The organism is Serratia sp. MMO-28 (assembly GCF_037199905.1).
GTDB classification, from domain to species: Bacteria; Pseudomonadota; Gammaproteobacteria; order Enterobacterales; family Enterobacteriaceae; genus Chania; species Chania oryzae.
Window position 1 is genome coordinate 21619 of sequence record NZ_JBBCVB010000034.1, and the last position, 18691, is coordinate 40309.

17 protein-coding genes and 2 pseudogenes are annotated in these 18691 nt (G+C 54.3%); 8 read left to right on the top strand and 11 right to left on the bottom strand.

Annotation, left to right across the window (positions count from 1 at the left end):
* Positions 1-39: 39 nt before the first annotated feature.
* Positions 40-939 (bottom strand): LysR family transcriptional regulator, encoded by a 900-nt coding sequence (locus tag WG891_RS22975; RefSeq protein WP_076940085.1) that lies wholly within the window; start codon positions 937-939, stop codon positions 40-42.
* A 126-nt stretch (positions 940-1065) separates the two neighbouring features.
* On the opposite strand from WG891_RS22975, the gene WG891_RS22980 reads away from it, so the two are divergent.
* Together WG891_RS22980 and tus are read left to right on the top strand one after the other, a co-directional pair.
* Positions 1066-2349 carry an MFS transporter gene (locus tag WG891_RS22980; RefSeq protein ID WP_443006242.1) on the top strand — a complete coding sequence of 428 codons (1284 nt, stop codon included), beginning with the start codon at positions 1066-1068 and terminating at the stop codon, positions 2347-2349.
* A gap of 125 nt (positions 2350-2474) precedes the next feature.
* Positions 2475-3410 (top strand): DNA replication terminus site-binding protein, encoded by a 936-nt coding sequence (tus, locus tag WG891_RS22985; RefSeq protein ID WP_337264630.1) that lies wholly within the window; start codon positions 2475-2477, stop codon positions 3408-3410.
* On the opposite strand, the pseudogene WG891_RS22990 reads toward tus, so the two are convergent.
* The 3 genes and pseudogenes from WG891_RS22990 to fumC form a co-directional block, all read right to left on the bottom strand.
* Positions 3407-3776 (bottom strand): annotated as a pseudogene (locus WG891_RS22990) (VOC family protein). The gene tus and the pseudogene WG891_RS22990 overlap by 4 nt on opposite strands.
* 87 nt (positions 3777-3863) lie before the next feature.
* The gene (locus WG891_RS22995) at positions 3864-4553 is read right to left on the bottom strand and encodes a helix-turn-helix transcriptional regulator (protein WP_337264631.1); all 690 of its coding nucleotides are present in this window, start codon (positions 4551-4553) and stop codon (positions 3864-3866) included.
* Between the two features lie 145 nt (positions 4554-4698).
* The gene (gene fumC, locus WG891_RS23000; protein ID WP_337264632.1) at positions 4699-6096 is read right to left on the bottom strand and encodes a class II fumarate hydratase; all 1398 of its coding nucleotides are present in this window, start codon (positions 6094-6096) and stop codon (positions 4699-4701) included.
* A 166-nt stretch (positions 6097-6262) separates the two neighbouring features.
* On the opposite strand from fumC, the gene manA reads away from it, so the two are divergent.
* Entirely contained in the window at positions 6263-7441 is a 1179-nt protein-coding gene (manA, locus tag WG891_RS23005; protein WP_076940093.1) for a mannose-6-phosphate isomerase, read from the top strand.
* A 142-nt stretch (positions 7442-7583) separates the two neighbouring features.
* Positions 7584-9107, top strand: coding sequence for a YdgA family protein (locus WG891_RS23010; RefSeq protein WP_337264633.1), 1524 nt, complete (start codon positions 7584-7586; stop codon positions 9105-9107).
* A 105-nt stretch (positions 9108-9212) separates the two neighbouring features.
* Here WG891_RS23010 and WG891_RS23015 read toward each other — a convergent pair whose 3' ends face one another.
* The 6 genes and pseudogenes from WG891_RS23015 to WG891_RS23035 form a co-directional block, all read right to left on the bottom strand.
* On the bottom strand, positions 9213-9473 hold the full coding sequence (locus tag WG891_RS23015; protein WP_337264634.1) for a hypothetical protein: 261 nt from the start codon (positions 9471-9473) through the stop codon (positions 9213-9215).
* Positions 9474-9605: 132 nt separating this feature from the next.
* Positions 9606-9842 (bottom strand): annotated as a pseudogene (locus WG891_RS27130) (LLM class flavin-dependent oxidoreductase); the annotation flags it as partial.
* The gene (locus WG891_RS23020; RefSeq protein ID WP_337264635.1) at positions 9820-10245 is read right to left on the bottom strand and encodes an LLM class flavin-dependent oxidoreductase; all 426 of its coding nucleotides are present in this window, start codon (positions 10243-10245) and stop codon (positions 9820-9822) included. The gene WG891_RS23020 and the pseudogene WG891_RS27130, both read right to left, overlap by 23 nt.
* 24 nt (positions 10246-10269) lie before the next feature.
* Positions 10270-10893, bottom strand: a complete 624-nt coding sequence (locus tag WG891_RS23025) for a glutathione S-transferase family protein (RefSeq protein ID WP_337264636.1) — start codon at positions 10891-10893, stop codon at positions 10270-10272.
* Positions 10890-12083: an MFS transporter gene (locus WG891_RS23030; protein WP_337264637.1), complete on the bottom strand. Its 1194-nt coding sequence runs from the start codon at positions 12081-12083 to the stop codon at positions 10890-10892. The genes WG891_RS23025 and WG891_RS23030 overlap by 4 nt, the downstream gene beginning before the upstream one ends.
* Positions 12047-12307 (bottom strand): hypothetical protein, encoded by a 261-nt coding sequence (locus WG891_RS23035; RefSeq protein WP_337264638.1) that lies wholly within the window; start codon positions 12305-12307, stop codon positions 12047-12049. The genes WG891_RS23030 and WG891_RS23035 overlap by 37 nt, the downstream gene beginning before the upstream one ends.
* 109 nt (positions 12308-12416) lie before the next feature.
* Here WG891_RS23035 and WG891_RS23040 point away from each other — a divergent pair, with 109 nt between their 5' ends.
* Positions 12417-13310, top strand: a complete 894-nt coding sequence (locus tag WG891_RS23040; protein ID WP_337264639.1) for a LysR substrate-binding domain-containing protein — start codon at positions 12417-12419, stop codon at positions 13308-13310.
* A gap of 296 nt (positions 13311-13606) precedes the next feature.
* Positions 13607-14326, top strand: a complete 720-nt coding sequence (locus tag WG891_RS23045; protein ID WP_337264640.1) for a SidA/IucD/PvdA family monooxygenase — start codon at positions 13607-13609, stop codon at positions 14324-14326.
* Between the two features lie 126 nt (positions 14327-14452).
* Here WG891_RS23045 and WG891_RS23050 read toward each other — a convergent pair whose 3' ends face one another.
* Positions 14453-15484, bottom strand: coding sequence for a Mal regulon transcriptional regulator MalI (locus WG891_RS23050; protein ID WP_337264641.1), 1032 nt, complete (start codon positions 15482-15484; stop codon positions 14453-14455).
* Positions 15485-15694: 210 nt separating this feature from the next.
* Here WG891_RS23050 and malX point away from each other — a divergent pair, with 210 nt between their 5' ends.
* Positions 15695-17278 (top strand): maltose/glucose-specific PTS transporter subunit IIBC, encoded by a 1584-nt coding sequence (gene malX / locus WG891_RS23055; protein ID WP_337264642.1) that lies wholly within the window; start codon positions 15695-15697, stop codon positions 17276-17278.
* A gap of 48 nt (positions 17279-17326) precedes the next feature.
* Entirely contained in the window at positions 17327-18508 is a 1182-nt protein-coding gene (locus WG891_RS23060; RefSeq protein ID WP_337264643.1) for a MalY/PatB family protein, read from the top strand.
* Positions 18509-18691: the final 183 nt, after the last annotated feature.

An 18691-nucleotide genomic window follows, 5' to 3' on the forward strand; every position in this document is an offset into this window, starting at 1 on the left:
ACAGCACAAATTCACCGATATTTAGCCGCAAAGCGCGCTTTATTTGTGCAGGTTCAGCATTAACGCCATCAGGGTTTGGGCAGCAACGGTCAGCGGGCGGTTACGGTGATGGACCAGCCAGACTTCCGTCATCGCATCCGGTTCAGCCAACGGGAGATAGGTGACGCCGTCAATTTTCACCCGGCCAAATGACATTGGCAGGATAGAAATCCCTAACCCGGCGGCCACCAGGCCAATGATCGTCATTGCCTCACCCACTTCCTGAGTAATGTAGGGGGAGACGCCAGCATTGGCCAACAGCGCCAGAATTTCATCGTACAGCGCCGTGCCCACCTCACGGGAAAAGAACACGAACGGTTCTTGCGCCAAATCGGCGAAACGCAGCGTACCAGGGGCCATCTGGGTAAGTGGATGACCGTTCGGCACCACCGCCAACAAGGGTTCGCACAACAGCAGTTGATGCTGGAGCGCATCCGGTAAGCGAGTGTTGCGCATAACGCCCAGATCCAGTTCACCGTTCAGCAAGGGTTCGAGTTGCTGTTTGGTATTAACCTCGCGCATTTTGATATGCACGTTCGGCGACAACTGACGAAATGCCCGCAGGCTGCGTGATACCACGCTGATAAAGGGCGCGGAAGAGGTAAAACCGATGGTTAACTCGCCGATCTCACCGCGCTCAAGGCGAGCGGCCTTCTCTGCCGCACGGTTAACCTGATCGAGTACCTGATAAGCCTCTTTGAGAAACATCTCCCCGGCCTGAGTCAGCCCGACGTTGCGGTTATTGCGCGCCAGCAAACGTGCACCGACCATCTCTTCCAGCGCCTGGATCTGCTGGCTCAGCGGTGGCTGAGAAATCCGTAAGCGTTCCGCTGCACGGCCAAAGTGCAGCTCTTCTGCGACGGCGACAAAATAACGCAGGTGTCTGAGCTCAATATTCATATATTAAAAGTCTCAATTGTAATGATTAATATATTAGACAAAAAACTGCCCTCTCCCTATCATTTTGTGACTCAAGACGTGTTTTTATTCTTCCGAACCCGGTAGGGAAATGCTGTGACAACCCCAGTGCGTTCTGCGGCCACCACACCGCTAACGCTGACTCCACATGCTGACGCCAGTGCCGTAGCCAAAACCAGGCTCTCAACGCTGAACAAACTGCCCTTTATCGAACGTGGTACCTCGCAATTTACGCGCGTCACCTTGGCATTGTTTTCCGCTGGCTTAGCCACTTTTGCTCTGCTGTATTGTGTACAACCCATTCTGCCGGTGCTTTCGCAAGATTTTGGCATCTCTCCCGCCGAAAGCAGCCTTTCGCTCTCCTTCTCTACCGGATTATTGGCTATCGGCCTGATGTTCACCGGCCCACTGTCCGATGCCGTTGGCCGCAAGCCGGTGATGGTCGTGGCCTTACTGCTGGCGGCGATCTGTACGCTGATTTGTGCTTTTATGACCAGTTGGCACAGCATTCTGCTCATGCGCGCCCTGATTGGGCTTTCACTGAGCGGCGTTGCAGCGGTTGGCATGACCTATCTGAGTGAGGAGATTCACCCCAGCTTTGTCGCCTTTTCGATGGGGCTGTATATCAGCGGCAACTCCATTGGCGGCATGAGCGGGCGTTTGGTTACCGGGGTGCTGACCGATTTCTTCTCGTGGCGCATTGCCTTGGCGGTTATTGGGCTGTTCGCGCTGGCGGCCGCCTTTATGTTCTGGCGCATTTTACCGGCATCAACACATTTTCGGGCCAGTTCGCTGCGCCCGCATACCTTGCTGATCAACTTTAGGCTGCACTGGCACGATAAAGGGTTGCCGCTTCTGTTTGCCGAAGGTTTCCTGCTGATGGGCAGTTTTATCACCCTGTTTAACTACATTGGCTATCGCCTGTTGGCCGATCCCTACCATCTCAGCCAGGCCGCCGTTGGGTTGCTGTCTGTGGTTTATCTCACCGGTTCGTACAGCTCGCCCAAAGCGGGATCCCTGACGACCCGCTTCGGGCGCGGGCCTGTGCTGCTGGTTTCAATCCTGATTATGCTGGTTGGGATCCTGATCACCACTCTGGCTCCGCTCGCGGCGATCTTTATCGGTATGATGCTGTTTACCGCAGGGTTCTTTGCCGCGCACTCGGTTGCCAGCAGTTGGATCGGTCGCCGCGCGCGCCGCGCCAAGGGCCAGGCTTCGTCGCTGTATCTGTTCTGTTATTACGTCGGCTCCAGCGTTGCCGGAACCCTGGGTGGCGTGTTCTGGCACCGTTTCGGCTGGGGCGGCGTGGTGACATTTATCAGCGCGATGTTGCTTTTGGCCCTGTTGGTCGCGCGCTATCTGAAGAAACTGCCAGAAGCCGCACGTATTTAAGGAGATTTCCCCTACTTTTCCTGTTTGGCCTGAACAGCTCGGTGGTTAATAGTGCTAAGGGGCTGAAGTTGCCCCTTTCTTTGTGTTTACCCCTAATGTATGTTGTAACTAAAAAGGGGGAAAAAATGGATAAATACAGCCTTATTGGCAGAATGAATGCGTGCTTTGCCGAGTTGGAACAGGCGCTAGCGGCACTCCACCAGCAGATCCTGCCGCTACGCCTCCTCGCCGCGCGGGTATTTACCCTGCCGGAGATCGAGAAAGGCAAAGAGCATGCCGCTGTGGAACAAATCAGCGTAGAGCAACATGTTGGCCAGGCGGCCCGCGATCTGGCACTGGAACACTACCAACGATTGTTTATCCACCATAACCAGCCGCACGTCAGCAGTAAGGCGGCCGTGCGCTTGCCCGGTGTGCTCTGCCTGGCGGTGGACAATGCCGAGTATCTGGCTCTGCAGCAGCAAATTACGCTAATCAACAGCCTGAAAGCCGAATTGGAACAGATCATCACCGTCGAGTCCGGCTTGGCTCCGGAACAACGTTTCGATTTTGTGCATACCCGCTTGCATGGTTTGATCACCCTTAGCGCCTATCGTTCGCTGACTTTGCTGACCAATCCTGACTCCGTGCGCTTCGGCTGGGCCAACAAGCACATCATCAAGAACGTCAAGCGCGACGATATTCTTACCCAGTTGGAAAAAAGCCTGAAAGCCGGGCGTGCGGTGCCGCCGTTTGATCGCGAACAATGGGCGGAACTGGTCAGCCGCGAGATCGATGATGTCAGCCGCCTGCCGCAAAATGCGCAGTTAAAGATCAAGCGGCCAGTGAAGGTACAGCCGATCGCGCGAGCCTGGTATCAGCCGCAGCAAAAACAGGTTCAACACCCCTGCCCGCTGCCGCTGATAGCCCTCTGCCAGTTGGAGGCTGGGGCAAAGGTGCCAAAAATTGGCGAGTTGCTCAATTACGACGCGGCAACGGTGAAGCATAAGTACAAGCCGGATGCCCAACCGTTGCGCTTATTGGTCAAGCGCCTGCATTTGTACACCAACGTGCCGGATTAACCGTAAAACTGGTAAACACGCAGGCGGTGGCCATCCAAATCTTCAGCCACAAAGGTATAGCCGAAATCCATCGCTACCGGGTGTTGCGCTATCGTTAATCCAGCGGCCTGCCACTGCTGATAGAGCGCATCGACCTGTTCCCGTTGTTCACAGACGAAACTGATTTCCCCCCCCGCCACCGGTTGCCTTCGCGGCGGGCTTCACGGTGTGCTTCGACCACATCGCCAGCTTAAAGCCGTTACTGAAGACAAACATCGCGAAGGTGGGTGATTTTTCAACCGGCGCAACGCCTAACAGTTGCTGATAGAAATCGGCGCTTTTTTCTGGGCTATCCACATAAATAATAGTCATGCTTGGCATTATCATGCTTGTCTCCTGGTAGTAAAGGGAATCTCAGTGTTCCCGATACCCATAGACTAGCCTGCCCGACTGTCAGTTTCTGGCAGTAGCCTATTAGGCTGAGCCGTTCCCCTCGATTTCACGCCACGCTTTCATTAATACCCGGCGGCCTTGCGGATAGCGTTGCACTAATGGCGTCAGCGTGCGGATACGATCCAGGCGGAAATGACGAAATGAAGATCGCAGTTCACACCAGGCAACGAGCACCTGCACCTGCTCAAAGTAGCCTATGGCAAACGGCCATAAAATGCGTTCGCTGACATTGCCCGTCTGATCCTGATATTCCACGCTAATTTTGCGTTCAAGACGGATCACTTCACGGATCAACACTCGGGTTTCATCCGCGACCCTGACGGCATCCACAGGGCCGATCAGCAAGGTGCTGGCATCAAGCTCCTCCCGCAGTTCATTGGGTAAGACCGCGGCAATCTTCGCCAGCGCATTGGTCGCAGCTTTTGCCAACTGGCTGTCGCCCCGGCGCTCCACCCAACGCATACCCAGCACCAGTGCTTCCGTCTCTTGCTGTGAGAACATCAGCGGCGGCAGCGTAAACCCTGGCCGCAAGATGTAACCCACCCCCGCTTCACCGGCAATATCCGCCCCCTGCTGCTGCAAGGTGGCGATATCGCGATACAGGGTGCGCATGCTGATCCCCAGTTCTTCGGCCAGAGCATGGCCCGCCAGTGGATAGCGATGGCGGCGCAGGATTTGCATCAAATCAAGCAGGCGTTGGGTTCGGGACATGTTTGCTTCCCATGGTAGGGGTTAAAAGATGTGGCCAAGGGTAACAAAAATCAGCCGGACAACAAGGAACACTCCCTTCCACTTTGTACATCACGGCTGTGAAGAAAACACCAAACCCATACTACGCCTGAAATAGTGAGGCAGACTATTTCTTCATACTCCCCACCATCTCTTCTGGCCGCACCCATTGATCAAACTGCTGCTCGGTGAGATACCCCAGCGTTAACGCGGAGGCTTTCAGCGTCAGCCCCTGTTTGTGGGCATTTTTGGCGATCTCTGCCGCTTTGTCGTAGCCGATGTGAGGGTTCAGCGCGGTCACCAGCATTAGCGACTCATTCAGCAACTGGCTGATACGGTCACGATTCGGTTCGATCCCCACCGCGCAGTGCTCGTTGAAACCCTTCATGCCGTCTGCCAGCAGACGGACAGATTGCAGATAATTGTGGATCACCAGCGGGCGGAACACGTTCAGTTCGAAGTTGCCGGAGGCACCACCGATATTCACCGCCACATCATTACCCAACACCTGTGCGCACAGCATGGTCATCGCCTCACACTGCGTCGGGTTGACTTTGCCCGGCATAATCGAGCTGCCTGGTTCGTTTTCTGGAATGGCGATCTCACCAATTCCGCAGCGCGGGCCAGATGCCAGCCAGCGCACATCGTTGGCGATCTTCATCAGCGATGCCGCCAGCCCTTTCAACGCACCATGGCTATGCACCAATGCATCACAGGTTGCCAAGGCTTCAAACTTGTTGGGGGCGGTAACAAAGGGCTGCCCGGTCAGATCTGCCAAGGCCTTAGCGACCCGTACTGCATATTCAGGATGGGTGTTCAGCCCGGTCCCCACCGCCGTGCCCCCCAGCGCTAGCTCACAAAGATGCGGGATGCTGTCTTCGATATGCTTGAGATTGTGTTCCAGCATCGCCGCCCAGCCAGAGATCTCCTGCCCCAGCGTCAGCGGAGTGGCATCCTGCAAATGGGTTCGGCCGATTTTGACGATATCGTGAAAAGCCGCCGCTTTGCTGCTCAAGGTCTGGTGCAACACCTTCAGTTCAGGGAGCAGGTGTTCACGCACGGCGATCACCGCCGCCACGTGCATGGCCGTGGGGAAAACGTCGTTTGAGCTCTGGCTTTTATTCACATCGTCATTGGGGTGAACCCGGCGCCCTTCGCCGCGTTCTCCGCCCAACAACTCACTGGCACGGTTGGCCAGCACTTCGTTGATATTCATGTTGCTCTGGGTGCCGGAACCGGTTTGCCAGACAGACAACGGGAATTCGTTAGCATGCCGATCGGCCAGTACCTCATCGGCCGCCTGGATAATGGCGTTACCCCGCTCGGCCGGCAGCAACCCTAAATCCATATTGACGCTGGCTGCGGCGCGCTTGGTCATGGCTAACGCATGGATCAGCGCCGGAGGCATTTTCTCTGAAGAGATGCGGAAGTGTTCCAGCGAGCGCTGGGTTTGCGCTCCCCAGAGTTGGTCGGCCGGGACGTCGATCGGCCCCATCGAGTCTTTTTCAATACGAACGCCTGCCATTACGATCTCCTTAGCACAGTGCTTATCAGGTCCCCTCAGTATAGCGAGATAATAATTATTCGCATTAACTGCCCGGCTAGAGGGCATTTTTAGCGATCTTTGCTTGCATGCTCAGGGGGCACATTGTTTACTTAGCGCAATTTCCTTTAAAAAGCAGGTAGTAATCATGCAAAAAATGACCAATGCGATACAGAATTACGCCTGGGGTAGCCTTGATGCGTTAACCCAGCTCTATGGTATCGCCAATCCAGACGGCAAGCCGATGGCAGAACTGTGGATGGGCGCGCACCCGAAAAGCAGTTCGCAAGTCACCGACGCCAAGGGTGCTCTGCGTTCATTGCGCGATGTGATTGATGAAAACCAGCCGGAGCAGTTGGGTGCTCAGGTGGCAGAGCGCTTTGGTGAGTTGCCATTCCTGTTTAAGGTGCTGTGTGCCGATCAGCCGCTTTCTATTCAGGTTCACCCGAGCAAGAGCGCCGCAGAAGCCGGTTTTGCCAAAGAGAATGCGGCCGGTATTGCGCTCGATGCCGCAGAACGCAACTACAAAGATCCCAACCATAAACCCGAATTGGTATTTGCTCTGACGCCATTCCTCGCCATGAACGGCTTTCGTGAGCTTGCCGACATCGTTTCCCTGCTGCAGCCGCTCGCGGGCGCACATCACGACATCGCCACTTTCCTGCAACAGCCGGATACCGCTCACTTAGCGACGCTGTTTGCCAGCCTGCTGGGTATGCACGGTGAGCAGAAAACCAAAGCCTTGGGCGTGCTAAAGGCAGCCCTGAACAGCCAGCAGGGCGAGCCTTGGGATACCCTGCGTTTTATCGCCCGCTTCTACCCGGACGACAGCGGCCTGTTCTCACCGCTGCTGCTGAATGTCGTCAAGCTGGCACCGGGCGAAGCTATGTTCCTGTACGCTGAAACCCCGCATGCCTACCTGCACGGTGTGGCACTGGAGGTGATGGCCAACTCGGACAACGTGCTGCGCGCGGGGCTGACGCCAAAGTTCATCGATATCCCCGAACTGCTGGCCAACCTGCAATTCCGCCCACAACCGGCGTCTGGCTTGCTAACTCAGCCAGAGAAGCGCGGCGATGAGCTGTTTTTCCCGATCCCGGTCGAGGATTTTGCTTTTTCTTTGCACGATCTTTCCGCCTCCGCGCAGCCACTGGCGCAAAACAGCGCAGCCATCGTGTTTTGTGTGGCAGGAGAAGCGATCCTGCAAAAGCAGGATCAACGGGTGGTGTTAAAGCCGGGTGAGTCCTGCTTTATCGCGGCCGCTGAGTCACCGGTACAGGTTACCGGCGTTGGCCGTATCGCCCGCGTTTATAATACCTTGTCTTAATCGGCGGTAAAATTAAGCAAATAAGTTGCTAACATGAGTCACTTACCTCCACAATTAAACGCCTGCGGGCGTTTTTTGCAGGTCCAATTTGCCCATCCATCTATCATCTGGAATAGATGGCTTTGAAAGGATGAAGAGAACTATGAAAAAATCGTTAGTGGCTGTCAGCGTCATTGTGGTTCTTGGCGCGGCATGGACCGGTGCCTCCTGGTACACAGGCAAGTTGATCGAGCAACGGATGGGCGAAATGGTGGACAATGCCAACAGCCAGTTGACAGCTTACCTGCCCAATGCTGGGGTGAAACTGAGCTATGAAAATTATCAGCGCGGGATTTTCAGCAGCCATGTGCGCTATGTACTGCGCTCCGACGGTAACACCAAGAATAATGGCGCACTGCTGAAAGCCGGTGAAGAGTTGGCTTTGTTTGAAACCGTCGACCATGGTCCGTTCCCGCTTGCCCAACTGAAAAGATTCAACCTGATCCCGAGCCTGGCATCTATCCATACCGAGCTGGAAAACACGCCACCGGTCAAACCGCTGTTTGAGATCACCAAAGGCAAGTCCCTGTTCACCGCTGACTCGCGCATTGCTTACAGTGGCGATACGTCTTCGGCAATCGACGTGATCCCGGTAGAGTTTCAAAAGGACAAGTCCACGCTGAAATTCAGTGGGGCAACCATCAACGCCGACGTTGGCAGCGATCTAAAAACCATTGTGCTGGAGGGTAACAGCGACAGCACCGTGATCAGCGGCCCAGGCCAGTCTGGCCTGATCGAGCAAGTCACCCTGCAGGGCCTGACGCTCAAAAGCAACACCCACAAAGGCCAGTTCGATCTCAGCCTGGGTGACCAGAAGCTGGGGCTGAAACAGCTGAAAGTGGCCGTTGATGGTAAAGAAGTGGTGGCAATGGAAGGGTTAAACCTCGCCAGTCAATTTGGTGAGAAAGACACCAAGCTGAATGGTCAATTCGATTACACGCTGGATGCCGTAAAAATTCAGGGTAGCGATTTTGGCTCAGGCAAGCTGTTGCTGAAAATTGATAATCTGGATGGCAAATGGCTGAAAGAGTTCGCCACCCGCTACAACCAAGAAGCCATGGCCCTGCTTCAGCAGTCCGAAGCGTTGGATCCACAGGCTTATCAGCAGCAAACTTCTGAAATGTTGATCAAGAACCTGCCGCTGTTGCTGAAAGGTAACCCAACCATCAGCATCGCACCGCTAAGCTGGAAAAACAGCAAAGGCGAAAGCACCTTTACCCTGAATCTGAATTTGGCCGATCCAACGCCGGATGGCGCCACTACCGAAACCCCGGATCAGTTGCTCGCCCGTTCCGTGAAGAAACTGGAAGCAGCGCTGACCATCCCGGTGGCGATGGCGACCGAAACCACGGCACAAGCGGCTAAACTGCAAGGCTATAGCGCCGAAGAAGCACAAAAGATGGCGCAGCAGCAAATACAAGGCCTGGCAGCGATGGGCCAGATGTTCAAACTGACCACGCTGAAGGATGAGGTGATTGGCAGCAAATTCCTGTATGCCGACAATCAGGTTGAACTGAACGGCAACAAGATGTCGCTGCAGGATTTTGTTGGCCTGTTCAGCATGATGGGTGGCCCGGCAGAGGAAGAGAGCGCACCAGTTCCGGATCAACCAACGTTAGGGCAGTAAAAGTTAACGCCAGGGGCTAACAGTATTTGGCCTCTGGTGTATCAGTTTGAGCTTCAGGTTGATAATGGTTTACTGATTTTGGCGAGTGGCTACCTGGCAATAAGCTCACCATAAAATATCCTGAGGTATTGGCCCTTCATGGGAAGGAAAGTGCGGCAACACCTCTTCAGCCAACTCCTGTATGACCTCACGGGTAGGCCGTTGTGAAAATTGGATCCCCAGGGCAGCATGGTTAACACCCGCGTCTTTCCATTCACCCAGCAAATCAATTAATCCCTTACGCCCGGTCTGTAGCACATAACCGCCACGCAACGGTGTGCGCGGGTAGTCAGGGTTTTCCACCAGATCAATCCACTCATTAGTCATATGGGGCCGAAATCCCCCGTCCGGGATTAACTGGCGCCAAGCGCGAATCTTTTCCGCCAAGCGTTGTGGCCCCTGACGGGTGTGTGTTGCCTCGGGATAAGTTAACCAACCATCTGCATGCTCACCGATCCATCTCAACGACTGCCCTGATGAACTGGTCACAATAAGAGGAAGGTTACCCGTGACCGGTTTAGGCAGTAACTCAGCTCCCGCAACCTTGCCTAAGGGAGACACAATAGCTTGGCTACCCGAACGAATGAGTTGGCGGAAATATTCCACGCTTTGAGAGAACCGTTCACCACGTTCACTATGTTCTAAACCATATGCTGGGAACTCAATAGGTCGATCACCTGACGCAATCCCTAACACCAGTCGCCCCCCCCGACAGTTGATCAATAGTGGTGGCGGCTTTGGCCAAGTCGATGGGGTGGCGTAGGGAAAAAATCGCGCTCCCCGTTGCCAGCGCAATGACCTTCGTCCGTGCAGCGAGAAACGCCAGGTAGGTGAAGGGATCAAACAGTTGCCCAGCATCACCGAACGTAGGGTCAAACAGCGGAATATCCCGCACCCACACGGCGGCAAAACCATAGCGATCAATGTCTGTTACCCATTCCGCCTGCCCGGCCAGCACGTGCATATCCCCCTCATAGAACCGCAATGGCAGAAAGATACCTATCGTAAGCGCACTGGGCGCGAACATGCGACGATAACCTGGATGGGTGGTGAAAGCCTGAAACGACTCTCCAGATGCGTATTGTGCAGAATGGCTCATTGCTTACTCCTTGAAAAGCCAAGTTCATGCGCCCGTTGCGAGGGCAGGTAAAGCGATACCTCTCTGTACCGCAGGCCTCGCCGCTACTCGTTCGTGCCAGGTACTCAGGTGTCGATATGTACTGAAATCAAAATCGATAATCCGCATGATGTGAGTCCAACCAAAATGTGCGATGTCGGCAATGGAGTAATCATCGCCGGCCATGTAAGCGCGTGTGGCCAGATGGTTGTCCAGTGTGGTAAAGGCTTCATCGGTCAACCGACGATAATGAGCAATGGCTTCAGGGATCTTAGAGGCAGCGAATATCTCAAAATACACTCGCTGGCCTATTAATGGCCCGACGCTCGACGCATGAAATATCAACCATTGAAGCGTTTCCCAACGGACTTTTGGCGTCGAAGAGAGTAATTGGCCTGTTTTTTCAGCCAGGTAGAGTAGGATTGCAGCAGATTCGAACAGCGTGATCCCGGTATCGTCATCCACTAAAACGGGGATACGGCCGTGGGGATTAAGGTGCAGAAACTCAGGCTTGCGGTTATCTCCCTCCTCGATACGGACATGCCGTAAGGTATAGGGCAGGCCTAACTCTTCCAAGGCAATCGTGGCCTTGAAGCCGTTGGGTGAGCTATCGGTATAGAGCTGGATCATTGTACCGTCCCCAACGTTGTCGTTTTACCCGGCAGGATCAGCGCCGCGCATACTAACCCCATCACTACCATGCCCGCTGAAACCAGAATGGCGTAGCTAAAACCCTGTGCAGCACTGTCTCCACCAGCCAGCGCTGCAATACTGATGGCGACACCGATCGCCAACCCGACAGCGGAACCGATTTCCTGCGTCGTAGTGAGCATGCCGCCAGCCAACCCGTGATCGACGGCATCCACCCCTTCAATACCGGCCACCGTCAACGCCGGGAAAGCGATACCGTAGCCGATGCCCGCTAACAGGGTTCCAGGCAGGATAGACGCCGCCCATGAGGCATCAGCCGCCAGAGAGAGCCCTAACAGGGCAAGCCCCGCGATGAACAACACCATCCCCCCCAAGATGACCGGTTTGGTATCCACCTTGGCGATCAGGGCTGGGCCAGCCCAGGCGCTGGACAGCGTAAAAGCGGCAGCCATCGGCAGTAATCCCAACCCTGCCTGCGTAGCGGTGAAACCCAGGATCTCTTGCATATAAAGTGCCACAACGACAAAGGTCGGCCCCAAAGCGGTATTCGCCAGCAGTGACACCAGATTCGCTCCGCCCGTCAGGCGTCGCCAAAAGATGGGGATAGGCATCAAGGGTGATTCAACCTGGCTCTCCACCCAAACGAACAAAGCCAGCAGCATCAGCGACAAAACAATCAAACCCAATGTGGTGAGAGAAGTTAAGCCAACATGCTCGCTATTAGCAAAGGCGAAAACCAGCGTTGCTGCCCCTGCGGCAACTAAAATAGCCCCCCATATGTCCAGACTTTTCACTGCGCTTTCACTATCGGGCCGTCCCTCAGGCAGAAGTCCGGTCAACGCGATGACGAATACGCCAACCGGCACGTTGATCCATAGAACCCAGCGCCATCCCAGTAGATCGGTGATGATCCCCCCCAGGATCAGACCTGCAACGAATCCGCTAGCAGCAACGGCCGTCCAGGCACCGAGTGCACGATTACGCTGTTTTTGTTCGGGGAACACTGCCAGTAACAAGGAGAAGGCGGCCGGTGAAAACAACGCCGCGCCGAAGCCCTGCACAGCGCGGGTGATGATGAGCATCGCAGGGCTCTGAGAGAAACCACCGAGTAATGAGCCGAGGGTGAAGATCGCTAGACCGAGCAGGAATACGCGACGACGGCCAAACATATCGGCAGCACGCCCCCCAGTAGCAGAAATCCTGCAATGACCACACCATAGGCGTTAATGACCCACTGCAATGCGCCAGGAGTGAAGCCCAGGCTTTCCTGGATCTGCGGTAAAGGGATCATGGTAATAGAGAAATCGAGCAGTGCGACAAATTGAGTAGTGCAGAGCAAGATTAAACAAAGCCGCAACTGCGAACTGTTCATACGAACATTTGAAGTAAACATAGATTTCCTAAATTAATGCAATTAATCTAAAAGTGATGCATGATCCCCTTCCAGCTTGGTTATTGGAAATGATTGTTTCTTTATATAGCCTTTAGGAAAACTAAATATCATGGCCTCATCACTTCCATTATTGGCTTTGCGAGCTTTTGTCGAAGTTGGGCGCTTAGGCAGCATCAAAGCGGCAGCAAGTGCACTGAACGTTACTTCTGGGGCAGTCAGCCAGCAAATACGACTGTTGGAAGATCGGGTCGGAGTAACACTATTTACACGTGAACGACAAGGGCTGCGCCTGGCCGAAGCTGGAGCTAGCGTTTACCCTTCGCTACTCTTGGCGTTCGAGCAAATCGAAAAGGCCGCGCAAACTCTGGGTGAAATCAAAGTGCGGCAGACGTTAACTGTCAGTATGGTAGCCACATTCGCCGCATCCTGGCTGGTGCCCCGCCTGGGCCGTTTCACCCAACGCTATCCGAACATCGAAGTGAGAATTGAAGCCACATCAACCACGGTAGATATGCATCGAGGGCGAGTTGATGTCGCGTTGCGACATGGTTTGGGTATTTATCCTGGGCTTAACATTATGCGCCTGATGGCACCGGTATTAATCCCTGTTGCTTGCCCTGGCCTTGTCACTGAGAGCGCTGAGCTTAAGGAACCAAGGGACTGCCTGAACTATCCACTGCTGCATGATTCTGACCGTGCCGATTGGCCTTTATGGCTTGCAGCGCATGACGTTGCCAAAGATCAACGAGCTGAACGAGGGACAGCTTTTGAAGATGATTTTCTGCTTATTCGTGCGGCGGAAGCGGGCCAGGGGTTAGCCTTGGTACCATTGGAATATGCGCAGACAGAAATCGCCGCTGGGCGTTTGGTTCAAGTGCTGAACAAACCTTGGCCCGCGCGCTTCGCTTATTATGTGGTGACCAAACAGGATGCAATGCAGCGACCAGAAGTGAAAGCGTTTGTGGATTGGGTTATGGAAGAAGCGCAAAATACGTTGCCGTAGCTCATATTCAGTATTTAATACGTCAATACTAAACCATAAAATTCGGTGGTGATTTATCAATTTATATTTTTGACCATCCCCTCATTCACCAACTACCAGACACTCTTATTTAGAGCATTGAAGTAGAAAATGATTATGCACAGCCGCAAGCGTACCCAAAAGATATGACCTCTTCATGTTAACTTCAGAAAAACTAAATGATAAGTTTAGTTTAAATGATTATACGATAAAAAATATTAGTGCTACGGTCTACATTGCTCGCAAACATAATCCTGACATTACTTACTTAAATTTGCTTGTTTGAACATTTTAATTTTGGCCTGCAATTTCCCTATCGCTACGAATATCGTGATTATATCAAATGGGCCGCAGGGCATTTCGATGGAGCCGTAGAATATTCAACAGCCGTAACGACGGTCAGGCTATTACCGTTATTCGAAGGTTCAGCACGATTCAAACTCACCACCAACACGGGGAAAATCATCACCTGCGACAATTTAGTTATCGCGACAGGCCGTACACCGTATATTCCTCAAGTTCTTAATGCCGTTGAGCGCAATAATCTCATCCACGGCGCAAATTTCAAGTATCCCTATCTAAACTCCGTTCAATGGTCCCGGCGCTTCAATGGGTTACGCTTGTTTTTACCATTGGCGATCCTCGGACGAAAAGGCTTCAGCAAGATGATCGACTATCAGGTCGAACTGGGGGACTATTTGAAAATGGCATTAGAACAGAACGACTGGGTTGTGGTGAATGTCACTACGCTGCCAGTGATATGCTTCCGTGATGTGTTGAACGGTGATGTTGACCTGATTCTTGAACAGGTACTGACAGCCAACAAAGTCTGGTTATCTTCAACGGTATTTGCCAAAAACAAGGTTTTTCGCACCTGTATAACGAGTTTCCGCTCTGTGACGGCAGATGTTGATAACCTTATTACTGCTTTGAATAATGCGCGATCTCTGGTTTATCGTACCGCTATCACACCCGATCAATCTACTCTGGAGCAGTAAAGACTGACGTATGGGGCTGCGCGCGTGGCCTCTACAATCAACGCTGGGCGGCAGGTGGAGAATATACCGCTCAAGTTATGGTTCTTTATTGAATTGACTTTATGCGCGAAAAACGTACACGGCACGTCACGCCGATCCGCGTTTGATCAGCGTGGGCGGCAGGATCACATTCTGCGGCGACAAATCACCATCGGTGATGCGCTGTAACAGCCGAGACGCCGCGCTGCGCCCAACTTCGCGCGCAGAACTGGAGATAAACGTGAGCGGCGGCTCGGTCAGTTCGGCTTCCGGCACATCGCCAAAACCGATCAGCGCCACCTGTTGGCCATAGAAACTGTCCATCCCTTCCGAACCAATGCTGCGGCCGCTGCGCACAATGCCGAAATAGGCACCCAAAGCCACCGACGCCTTGTGGCACACCAGCGCACTGATATTAGGGTACTGGCGCAGCAGATTTTCTGCCGCTTCTGCCGCCGCCCGCTGATGACAGTCGCACTCGACGATCCATTCAGAACGGAACGGCAGGCCGTACTGCACCAGCGTGGCGCAAAATCCCCCCAAGCGCTCGGCGCGCGTCAGCGAGTCGCTTTGCCCGCCAAGATAGGCGATCTGGCTGTGGCCCCGTTTGATCAGAAATTCGGTAGCCATCTTCGCCGCCTGCATATTGTCTGGCCGCACCACGTCAACACCTTCCAAGCCGTTGGAACGCGCCGCGCACACCAACGGCACGCCCTGCTCTTCGGCTTTCTCTTTCAGGCCGCTGACGGAGCGAACGCCGCCTGCCAGCACCATCCCGTCGACACCCTGTGCCAACAGAGTGTCGAAACAGCGCATCAGCCCTTTCCCTTCACGCCCACTTTGCGTCAGGAACAGCACTTTGCCATTGGCTTCCAGCACTTCACTCAGCCCGGCGGTCATTTCGGCATAAAACGGCTCACAGATATCGCGCAGGATCAGCCCAATCACTCCCGATTCGCCCCCGCGCAGCGTCGCCGCCTGGCGGTTACGCACATAGCCAAGCTGCTCGATCGCCTGATTCACCCGGGCCATGGTCGCCGGGGAAATACGCCCCTTGCCGCTCAGCACCAAAGATACCGTGGTCACGGATACCCCGGCCAATTGCGCAACATCGGTGATGGTGATCTTTTTGATAGTCATAGCCTCTGCAAAACAGTTATCTGGCAATAAAGGGTATACCGAATCTCTTTCTGCGGTAAAACGTTTTACTGGTCTTATTATTGTCACCGCAAAGCCTGGTGCATAATTGTGACTGGCGGCGCATTTTTGCTAGGTAAAACGTTTTATCTTATTTTTACCTAAATCGGGTATACACAACATTGCATGCTTTTTCGCCAGGAGTCGTCGGTTATGCCAGCGTCCAAAAAACAAAAAATCACGCTTTGGGAGTTTTTCCAAAGCCTGGGCAAGACATTTATGCTGCCCGTCGCGCTACTTTCGTTCTGCGGCATTATGCTGGGGATCGGCAGTTCATTAAGCAGCCGTGACGTCATCACCCTGCTGCCGTTTATCGGTCATCCGGTACTCCAGTTAGTCTTCACCTGGATGAGCAAGATCGGTTCGTTTGCCTTCAGCTTCCTGCCGGTGATGTTCGCCATTGCCATCCCGTTAGGTATGGCGCGCGAGAACAAAGGCGTGGCCGCGTTCTCTGGTTTTGTCGGCTTTGCGGTGCTGAATCTGGCCACCAACTTCTACCTGACCACCGCGGGCATCCTGCCTTCCAGCGATCCGCTGGTGCTGAAGGCCAATAATATCCAGAACATCCTGGGGATCCAGTCGATCGACACCGGGATCCTTGGCGCGGTGATCGTCGGTATCATCGTTTATCTGCTGCATGAGCGTTACAACACCATCCGCCTGCCGGATGCGCTGGCGTTCTTCGGTGGCACCCGCTTTGTGCCGATCGTCACCACCGTAGTGCTGGGCCTGTGTGGCTTGCTGATCCCACTGATCTGGCCGTGGTTTGCTGCCGGTATCAACGGCCTGGGCCGGATGATCAACGGCGCTGGCATCTTTGGGCCGATGATTTTCGGTACCGGCGAGCGTCTGCTGCTGCCGTTCGGTTTGCACCACATTCTGGTCGCGCTGATCCGCTTTACCGAAGCGGGCGGTACGCTGGATGTCTGTGGCCGTGAAGTCAGCGGTGCATTGACCATCTTCCAGGCGCAGCTCTCTTGCCCAACCACCAAAGGCTTTGCTGAAAGCGCTACCCGCTTCCTGTCGCAGGGTAAAATGCCAGCCTTCCTCGGTGGCCTGCCGGGTGCCGCATTGGCAATGTATCACTGTGCCAAACCGGAAAACCGTCATAAAATTAAAGGCCTGCTGATTTCCGGCGTCGTCGCCTGTGTAGTGGGCGGCACGACTGAGCCGATCGAGTTCCTGTTCCTGTTCGTTGCCCCATTCCTGTATCTGATCCACGCGGTGCTCACCGGCCTGGGCTTCACCGTCATGGCCCTGCTGGGCGTCACCATCGGTAATACCGACGGTAACATTATTGATTTCGTGGTGTTCGGTATCCTGCACGGCACTGCGACCAAGTGGTACTGGGTGCCGGTCGTGGCCGCTATCTGGTTCGCGATCTACTACAGCATTTTCCGTTTCTCTATCCAGCGCTTTAACATTAAAACGCCGGGCCGTGAGGCTGAAACCACCGCTACCCAGAGCGCCCCTGTCGGTGTCGTCGGTAAATCCGGCTATAACGTTCCAGCGATCCTGGCCGCACTGGGCGGCAAAGAGAATATCGTGTCACTGGATAACTGCATCACCCGCCTGCGCATGTCAGTGAACGATATGAGCAAAGTGGATGATGCCGCGCTGAAAGCCAACCGTGCCATCGGTGTGGTTCATCTCAATGAACATAATCTGCAGGTGGTGATTGGCCCGCAGGTACAATCGGTGAAAGATGAATTAGACTCACTGATAGCCACAGCATAAATCCCTCTCCGGGCGCAGCCTATGCTGCGCCCCAATCCGGAGCTACATATGTTTGATTTTTCCACCCCGGTCGATCGTCACGGTACCTGGTGTACCCAATGGGATTACATTGCTGACCGGTTCGGTTCGGCCGACCTGCTGCCTTTCACCATCTCTGATATGGATTTCGCTACTGCCCCCTGCATTCTCGACGCCCTGCAACAACGCCTGCAGCACGGCGTGCTGGGCTATAGCCGTTGGCAGCACGAGGATTTTCTCGGTGCGCTGCGGCACTGGTATCTGCAACGTTTTAATGCCCCTATCAATACCTCAATGGCGGTTTATGGGCCTTCGGTGATTTACATGGTGGCGCAGTTGATTCGCCTCTGGTCAGCACCGGGCGAGTTCGTCGTTACCCACACCCCGGCCTACGATGCGTTTTATAAAGTGATCCTCGGCAATCAGCGCCAGGTGCTGCCATGCCCGCTGCAGAAAGTCGATAACGACTGGCTGTGTGATATGGCACATCTGGAAGCCTTGCTGGCCCGCCCGCAGACCAAGATCCTGTTGCTATGCAGCCCGCAGAACCCGACGGGCAAAGTGTGGAGCCAGCAGGAGCTCGAGCAGATGGCGGAACTGTGCGAACGCCACGATGTGAAGGTGATCAGCGACGAAATCCATATGGACATGACCTGGGGCGCACAGCGCCACACGCCATGGAGCCAGGTGGCCAGGTCACCATGGGCATTGCTGACCTCCGGTTCCAAGACGTTCAACATTCCGGCGCTGACCGGCGCTTACGGCTTTATCAGCGACGATAGCTCGCGTGAAAGCTACACCTTGGCGTTGAAAAACCGCGATGGGCTCTCTTCTCCGGCGGTGTTAGCCGTCGCGGCCCACATCGCAGCCTATCGCCATGGTGAGCCCTGGCTGGATGCGTTGCGCGGTTATCTGCAAGCTAACCTGGCCTACGTGGCCGAGCGGCTCAATCAGGCCTTCCCGCAGTTGAACTGGCAACCACCGCAGGCCACCTATCTGGCGTGGATCGATCTGCGCCCGCTGGGCATTGACGATCGCCAGTTGCAGCAGGTGCTGATCGAGCGCGAAAAAGTCGCCATCATGCCGGGCTTTACCTACGGCGAAGAAGGCCGCGGTTTCCTGCGCTTGAACGTCGGTTGCCCGCGCAGCAAGGTAGAGGCCGGGATGGATAAGCTGATTGCCGGGCTGAAATTTGTGTTGGAAAATCAGTAAATAAAAATCGCAGGCCTTGAGCCTGATGCTGGTCAGCTAAGGCTAACCAGCATTAGGCCTTGCTCCTGCTTTTTGTTACCCTCCGAATAAATGTGATTTAAATCACTTTTTTATGCAACTTGATGGTAATTTTCACTCATTTGTTTTTATACTGATACGCACTTTCTCGCTATACCCAAAATA